This is a genomic window from Alloprevotella sp. OH1205_COT-284 (assembly GCF_003859795.1).
Taxonomy (GTDB): Bacteria; Bacteroidota; Bacteroidia; order Bacteroidales; family Bacteroidaceae; genus Alloprevotella.
Genome location: NZ_RQYI01000016.1, coordinates 43,301 through 50,771 on the forward strand (window position 1 = coordinate 43,301; position 7,471 = coordinate 50,771).

A 7,471-nucleotide genomic window follows, 5' to 3' on the forward strand; every position below is an offset into this window, starting at 1 on the left:
GCCCAATAGGTTCTTTTTTTCGAAAAGAAACGGACGGAGCTGAATGTTCAGCTCCGTCCGTTGGTTTTCGGGTTTATTCGGATGTTCCGGCGGCATAGGTTTTCAGACCGTTGCGCAGGAAACTGACATAGGCGTCGATGTCTTCGTCGTAGCTGCGGCTCGGGGCAATGGGCTTGCCGTCGTTGTCGAGCAGGACGTAGAAAGGCTGGGCGTTGGCACCAAATTTGACGCGTTGCAGATAGCTCCAACGGTCGCCGACGGTGCGGAGGGTGGTTTGCTTGCCGTTTTCGGTGACGACGATGGGTTCGGGCAAGGCGGTTTTGTCATCGACATAGAGGGAGATGAGGACGTAGTCCTTGTTGATGAGGTCGCGCACTTGGGCGTCGTGCCAAACGGCGGCTTCCATCTTTCGGCAATTGACGCAGCCGTGGCCGGTGAAGTCGATGAGCACGGGCTTGCCTTGGCTGCGGGCATAGGCCATGCCGGCTTCGTAGTCTTTGAACTGCGGCTCCACTTTGACGTGGTCGAGGTTGAAATCCTGCGTGGTCATGGGCGGGGCAAAGGCACTGACGGCTTTGCAGGGCGCGCCCCAAAGACCGGGCACCATGTAGATGGCGAAAGCGAGCGAGGCGATGCCCACGAAGAAGGCGGGAACGGAGGTTTGACGCTCGTCGGGATCGTCGTGAGGAAACTTGATGAAACCGAAAAGATAGAAGGCCAAGAGGGCGAAGAGGGCGATCCAAAGGGCGAGGAAAGTTTCGCGGTCGAGCAGTCCCCAGCCGTAGGCCAAGTCGGCAACGGAGAAGAATTTGAGGGCAAAGGCCAGTTCGAGGAAACCGAGGGTGACCTTGACGATGTTCATCCACGAGCCGCCGCGGCTTGTTTTTTTCAAAAGCGTGGGGAAGAGGGCAAAGAGAGTGAAGGGCAAGGCCAAGGCCAAGGCAAAGCCGAGCATGCCGATGGTGGGGGCGAGGGTGCTGCCGCCGGCGGTGGAAACTTCGACGAGGAGGAAACCGATGATGGGCCCCGTGCACGAGAAGCTGACGAGGGCGAGGGTGAAGGCCATGAGGAAGATGCTCAACAGGCCGGTGGTGGCAGAGGCTTTGGAATCGACGGCATTGCCCCATGAGGAGGGAAGAGTGATTTCAAATCCGCCGAGAAACGATGCGCCAAACACCACGAGCATGAGGAAGAAGATGATGTTGAAAACGGCGTTGGTGGAGAGATCGTTGAGAGCGGAGGCTCCGAAGAGGGAGGTGATGAGCAGGCCGAGGGCTACGTAGATGACGATGATGGAAACGCCGTAGGTGACGGCGTCGCGCACGGCCTTTGTGCGGTCTGCACTGCGTTTTAGGAAGAAGCTGACGGTCATGGGGATGATCGGCCAGACGCAGGGAGTGGCGAGGGCAAGCAATCCGCCGAGAAAGCCGAGGGCGAAAATGAGCAGGAAGCTCTTGTTGCCGGTGGAGTGGGCATCGCCGCCGAAGGCTTGCAGTTCGGCCACGACGGGTTTCCAAAGGTCGGCGGCAGAGGCTGACAGCAAGACACTGGAAACGGTGTCGGTGGGGAGGAGTTCTGTTTCTTCGTCATCGGTCAATTCTTCGGTTTCTTTGTCGTGCTCATCAAGTGCCGTCGCAGCGGTGTGGACATCAGGTTTCGGTGCTTCGGTTTTAGCAGTAGCGACCGCAGGACCGTCGGTGCCGAGAAGAGAACAGTCTACGGAGGTGGGAGGCAGACAGCTTTGGTCGTTGCACGCGCCGTAGCGGAGGTAGCCGCGGAGTTGATAACTTTTGTCGGTCAGTTCGACGCGCTGGGTGAATACGGCGGTGTTCTCAAAATAGGTGACGGGCATGTCGAAGATCGGATCGTGTTTCTTCTTGATGCCCGCGCCTTCTTTGAGTGTACCTTTGAGCCGCGCGCCTTTGGCATTGTCGAGGGAGAAAGTGGCAGGTGTGGGGCCGCCGTCGGCGATGTCTTTACCGTAGATGTGCCAGCCGTTTTCGGCTTTTCCGGTGAAGATGATGTCGATTTCGGTGGGGCTGACACGCTTATAGCTTACTTGAAAAGAGACCTGCGCCCATGTGGCAACGGCAGTGAGCAGAAAGGCCGAGAGGAAGAGGGTGAGTTTGCGTTTCATGTTGTGAGGTTTAGGGTTTGCTTATCTGCACGAAAAGGGGGCTTTCTCCCCCTTTCACGCAGCGGCGATGCCGACGGCCTTATTCGCCGTAGATTTCTTTGAGTTTTTCGGCCAATCCCTCGGCTCGGAGTCCGAAAGCCGCGATTTTGCCGTCGGGGGCGATGAGGGCGGTGGCAGGAATGCCTCTGATGCCATAGGCTTCGGCGGCGGCACACTGCCAACCTTTGAGGTCGGAGATGTGGTGCCAGTCGAGGCCGAGCTTCTTGATGGCTCCCGTCCATGCGTTTTTGTCTTGGTCGAACGACACGCCGACGATGTCGAAGCCTTTGCTCTTATATTTGTCGTAGAGAGCCTTGACGGCGGGCATCTCGGCTCGGCAGGGTCCGCACCACGATGCCCAGAAGTCGATGAGCACGTAGTTGCCCTTGCCGCAGAAGTCGGAGAGGGAACGCACCATGCCGTCGGGGTTGTGCATTTTGAGGTCGATGAAGGGCTGCCCCACGGCGCGGCGGCTCATGGCGGCGAGTTCGGAGGCGATGGGTTTGAGGAGGTTGGTTTTGAAAATGGCTGCGCCTGCGGCGTGCATTTCGACCATGTCGCCCTCGTCGAACAACTGTGCCATTTCGGCCACGTGGGGGGCGGCGAAGATGCGGTCGGGATGGGCGAGGACGGTTTTCTTGATTTCCCCGGCCATTTCTCTGACGTGGGTCATCATTTTCTCATAGCCTTGGAGAAATTCGGGGTCTTGGCGCGACTTTCCGGCTTTGATGTGTTCCAAGAGGGGTTTCATGAGGGCGTCGGCAGCGGCGGAGTGGGGACGCATGCGTTTTTCCAGTTCGTCCATGAGTTTGTTTTCGGCCGTGCCGGAGGTGGTGCGGGTGTTGAAATCGACTTGCACGTCGCCGTCGAGCACGAGAAAGGCGAGGTGTCCGTCGAGTTCGATTTTGGCAAAGGGCTTGCCGCCGGCGTCGCCTTCAAAGCGGAAAGTGCCGTCGGGGGCTACGACTGCGGAGTCGCGTTCGGCTTCGAGGTGGAAGAGGCGGACGGTTTTTCCGACTTCGGGGGCTTTTCCGCTGACGGTGTAGCGTTGTGCCATGCCTGCGGTCGCAGTGGCAAGAAGGGCAAGGAGAAGGGTGATTTTCTTCATATCGGAGAGTTGTTTTATAAGATGTTCAAAAAAAGAAAGGATCGCACGGACGATTTGGGCACAAAAGTAATGCGTTCGTCTCGGTTTTCCAAACTTTTGAGAGGGTTTTCAATTATTTTCTAACAGAAAATAAGCCGCAACTCCCTGTGAAGTTGCGGCTTTGACAAGTATTCGGCCGAAAAGGCTGTGTTTATTTCGCGCCGTCCGTGTCTTGCTCTTCGGGGAGCATGATGACGGTGGAGCGGTTGCGGTGGCGATAGAGCACGTTGTTGACGAAGTCTTGAATGTCTTTGGAGCTGACGGTTTTGATGCAGTCTTCGTAGCCGGTGCGGCTGTCCACGTTCCAGTTGTTTCGGTTCAAGATGAGCCCCTGCCAGTAGCCGTTGTTGCGTTGTGCTTCGGCATATTCTTTGAGTTCAAACTTTCTCACGTCTTCCAGTTCGGATTCGGTCACGCCGTTTTGGGCAATGCCGCGTATGCCCTCTTCGATGAGGTAGAGCACGGAGTCGCATTTTTCGGGGGTGAAGGGGCACACGATTTGGAGGCTGTATTGCTCCTTCTTGCCCTTTTCGGCCGAGGCCGAGGCATTGACGCTGTATGCCATGCCGCCGTCTTCGCGGATGGTTTTGAGGAGGCGTTTTTCGAGAATGTCGCCAAAGGCCGAGATCGTGGCGGCCGTTTTGAGGGAATAGGGGGTTTCGCCGTGCCACACTTGGAGGATATAGGCCTGCGGGGTTTCCATTTTGCGGCGGAAGCGGTTTTCCACCTCTCCCTTGGTCATTTCGATGCCGAGATCGGTGTAGGCCTCGCGCTTCTTGGCCTTGGGCAGGGGGGCGATGTACTGCTCGGTGAAGGCGCGGAGGGAGTCGGTGTCGAAAGCTCCGGTGAAGTAGAAGTCGAAGTCGCCGGCGGCGTTGAAACGCTCGGTGTAGAGCCGCTTCATGGTGTTGTAGTCGGCCTTGGCGAGGGTGGCGAGGCTGACGGGTTGCTTGCGGGCGACGCCCTTGTAGAGGGTAGACGAAATGGAGTCTCTAAACGCGCTCATGGGGAGCTTTCCGGCGTTTTCGAGCTGCGTTTTCATCATCGCCATGAAGTTGTTGTAGGCGTCGGGATCGTCCACGGGCTTTTGGAAACGGAGGTAGATCAGCTCGAAGAGCGTGCGCAGATCCTTTGGAGTGGAGATGCCGCTGACGGACTCGGAGAGTTCGCCCACGCCGAACGAAACGGAGGCCTGCTTCCCGGCGAGCTTCTTTTCGAGCTCGGTGGCCTTGAAGTTGCCTAGTCCGGTGGAGGAAATGGCGTCGTCGAGCAAGAGGAAGTTTTCAAGGTCGCGATCGGCAAACTTGGAGTTTCCGCCGAAGCTGTGTGCCGACATGATGACTTGCGCGTCGTTGAAGTCGGTTTTCTTGAAATAGACGTTGGCTCCGTTGGAGAGCGTCCACTTGGTGTAGCCGAAGGCGGCGGGGCTTTCCTTGGAAATTTTGCCCTTCTTGGGGAGCTTGGCGATGAGGGGCTCGTTTTTCACGTTGTCCACATAGGCTTCGAGGTCTGCGCCCTTGGCTTCGGAAACGGCGGCCTTCATGGCCTCGACGGTGGGAATGGTCTGCTCCGCTTTGTCGGGATACATGGCGAAAAACACAAAGTTGGTGTCGATCGATGCGGCAAGGCGTGCAATCTCTTTATTGAGCACGTCGTAGGGAATTTGCTGCGCGAGCATCTTGCAGAGATCATACTCCGTTTCGATGCCGGGGACGGCGTTGTTTTCGAGGAAATGACGCACATACTGCTTCGTGTAGAAACTGTTTTTCTGCTTCTCGCGGTTGTCGTATATGCGCTCCATGCCGCTGAGAAACTCATCGCGGGCACGTATGATTTCAGTGGCGGTGATGCCGTGGCGTGCGGCACGCTCCACTTCCTGCAAGGCGGCTTTCACGGCGGCGGCATCTTGTCCGTTTTTGGGCACGATGTTCAGTTCAAAAGCATCGCAAGTTTTGGAAAGAAGATAGTTTCCATAACTCACTCCTGCGCCAACAAACGGACAGTCGGGCTTTTGACTCAACTCATTGAGGCGGGCGTTGATGCTTCGGTTGATGATGCCGTGCATGTAGCCCTGCGCCAAAAAGACCATCGTGTTGCGCAATTCCGCAGGCATGGGTTTGTGTTTGAAAGAGAGGCCGATTGAGGGGCTGCGCAGCTCTTTGTCTTTGTCGATGATGTAGATCGGTTCGCTGTTGTCGGGCACGGGATAGTGCTCATAGGCGGCGGGATTTTCGGGCATGGTGAGCGGCGAGAAAAGGGTTTTCACGCGCTGCTCCACCTCGTCCGCGTCGATGTCGCCCACGATGACGATGCCTTGCAGGTCGGGGCGGTACCACTTCTTGTAGTACGCGCGCAACACGTCGTAGGGAAAATGGTTCACCACCGACATCAGTCCGATGGGCAGACGGTTGCCATAGCGGCTGCCGGGGTAGAGATTGGGGAGCTGACGCTCATAGATGCGCATGGCACCCGTTGTGCTCATGCGCCACTCCTCGTTGATCACGCCGCGCTCCTTGTCGATTTCTTTGTCGGTCAGGTGCAGACCTCCCGCCCAGTCTTGCAGAATGTAGAGGCAGGAGTCGAGATTGTTGCCCGTCATGGGGACGTTGTCGATGTTGTAGACGGTTTCGTCGGTTGAGGTGTAGGCGTTGAGGTTTTGGCCGAACTTCACACCGATGCTCTCGCAATACTTGACGAGCTGTCCGTCGGCCGGAAAATGGTTCGAGCCGTTGAAAGCCATGTGTTCGAGGAAGTGTGCGAGTCCGCGTTGTTCCTCTTCTTCCTGCACGGAGCCCACTTTTTGGGCAATGTAGAAGTCGGCCTGTCCTTTGGGTTCGGCGTTGTGTCGGATGTAGTAAGTCAATCCGTTGGGCAACTTGCCGTGGCGCACGGCCGGGTCGATCGGCAGTTGCGGAATTTGCGACATCTGCGCCACCGCCGGCATCACCGTCAGGGCAATGATGCCGAGCACGAGGAGTTTGATTTTGTTCATAAAGGTGTTGTTGATGATATTGAATATTCTTTTTTCGTATCTTCGGCGTCGAGCCGTTTTTGCCCTGCGCTTACGCCTCAGTCGGAGCATCCCCCGCGTTTCGGCATCGGCACAGGCACTGCAAAATTACCCTTTTTTATTGAAAGACAAGCCTCTCTGTCCGTATTTTCTTGTGTTTGTTCTCTTTTTTCGCATTTCTGCGCCGAGAGCGGAGGAAACGGAACGCATAAAAACAAACGCACACCCCGAACCGAGCGAAGAGGTGGTCTTTGAACACATACGAATGACAAAAGAACTCGGAAGTTATTTGAATTTATCGGACAATCATGCCTCAAAAACACACCCCATCGCGACAAGGGCAACGGGGCGATTGTATTTTGGGCTTTTCGGTCGGTTCGAAGGCAAACCACGCCGTGCTGCCACGCCGCGGTCTGCGCGCCCGACGAAAGGGAGAAAACAAAAACTGCAAGAAGGCAAAAAAAAGGCTTGATTGTCTTCATGAAAAGTGCTTTTAATGTTGATTTTGCGAGCAAGTATACAAACAATTTCGCCGAACGCGCGAACGATTGACAGACGAAAAAACACGCCACGCCACACGACCGCAAAAACTTCGCCGAAACCTCCCGACAAGAGTGCGTCGGAGGGTTTCGGCGAAGAAAAAGAGGAAGAAGCGGGAAAACGGGAAGAATCGGGAAAACGGGAAGAAGAGAGAGTACTATCCATCTTGGGCAAACGTCGGACAAAATTTGTCCGTCATCTTGAAAGTCGGTCAATCCGTTCTCGCAACAAGCTGTTGTACTTCTCTTTAAGTTTTGTGCTGATGAAAGAGTTTTGGATGACAACTTCAAACTTAGGCAACAACTTGACGTATTTGTTGATCAGTCGATCCACAACCACCTCGTCAATACCGAGTGTGGTTGCCGATTGGATGAAATCTTCTTTTTTCAGTTTCTTTTTCCGACCATTCAGGGTTAATGCCAGTTCCTCGTCATCCTTGGGGTTGATGAGGGTCGCATTAAGCAGATCGTATGCCGGAGTTAAACGAATTTCACCCCCCATCTCATATAATGAGACCTCTGCAAAATCCTCTTATAAAATTGTCCAATCCGTTCTTTTTCTCGGATTGGACAATTTTGTTTGGAAAATCCCGTGATTT

3 protein-coding genes and 1 pseudogene are annotated in these 7,471 nt (G+C 55.4%); all 4 read right to left on the reverse strand.

Going from position 1 to position 7,471, the window contains the following annotated elements:
- Positions 1–73 precede the first annotated feature (73 nt).
- Positions 74–2,137: a protein-disulfide reductase DsbD gene (locus EII14_RS05440; protein WP_124931543.1), complete on the reverse strand. Its 2,064-nt coding sequence runs from the start codon at positions 2,135–2,137 to the stop codon at positions 74–76.
- Between the two features lie 79 nt (positions 2,138–2,216).
- A complete protein-coding gene (locus tag EII14_RS05445; RefSeq protein ID WP_233569385.1) occupies positions 2,217–3,284 on the reverse strand; it encodes a TlpA disulfide reductase family protein in 1,068 nt (355 codons plus the stop codon).
- Between the two features lie 190 nt (positions 3,285–3,474).
- Positions 3,475–6,315: a pitrilysin family protein gene (locus EII14_RS05450; RefSeq protein ID WP_124931544.1), complete on the reverse strand. Its 2,841-nt coding sequence runs from the start codon at positions 6,313–6,315 to the stop codon at positions 3,475–3,477.
- 753 nt (positions 6,316–7,068) lie between these two features.
- Positions 7,069–7,386: pseudogene (locus EII14_RS05455) on the reverse strand (type II toxin-antitoxin system HipA family toxin); the annotation flags it as partial.
- Positions 7,387–7,471: the final 85 nt, after the last annotated feature.

What these genes read in the sequence shown, in the direction of transcription:
- EII14_RS05440 (WP_124931543.1), bottom strand. Translation starts at nt 2,137, where the DNA reads ATGAAACGCAAACTCACCCTCTTCCTCTCGGCCTTTCTGCTCACTGCC.
- EII14_RS05445 (WP_233569385.1), bottom strand. Translation starts at nt 3,284, where the DNA reads ATGAAGAAAATCACCCTTCTCCTTGCCCTTCTTGCCACTGCGACCGCA.
- EII14_RS05450 (WP_124931544.1), bottom strand. Translation starts at nt 6,315, where the DNA reads ATGAACAAAATCAAACTCCTCGTGCTCGGCATCATTGCCCTGACGGTG.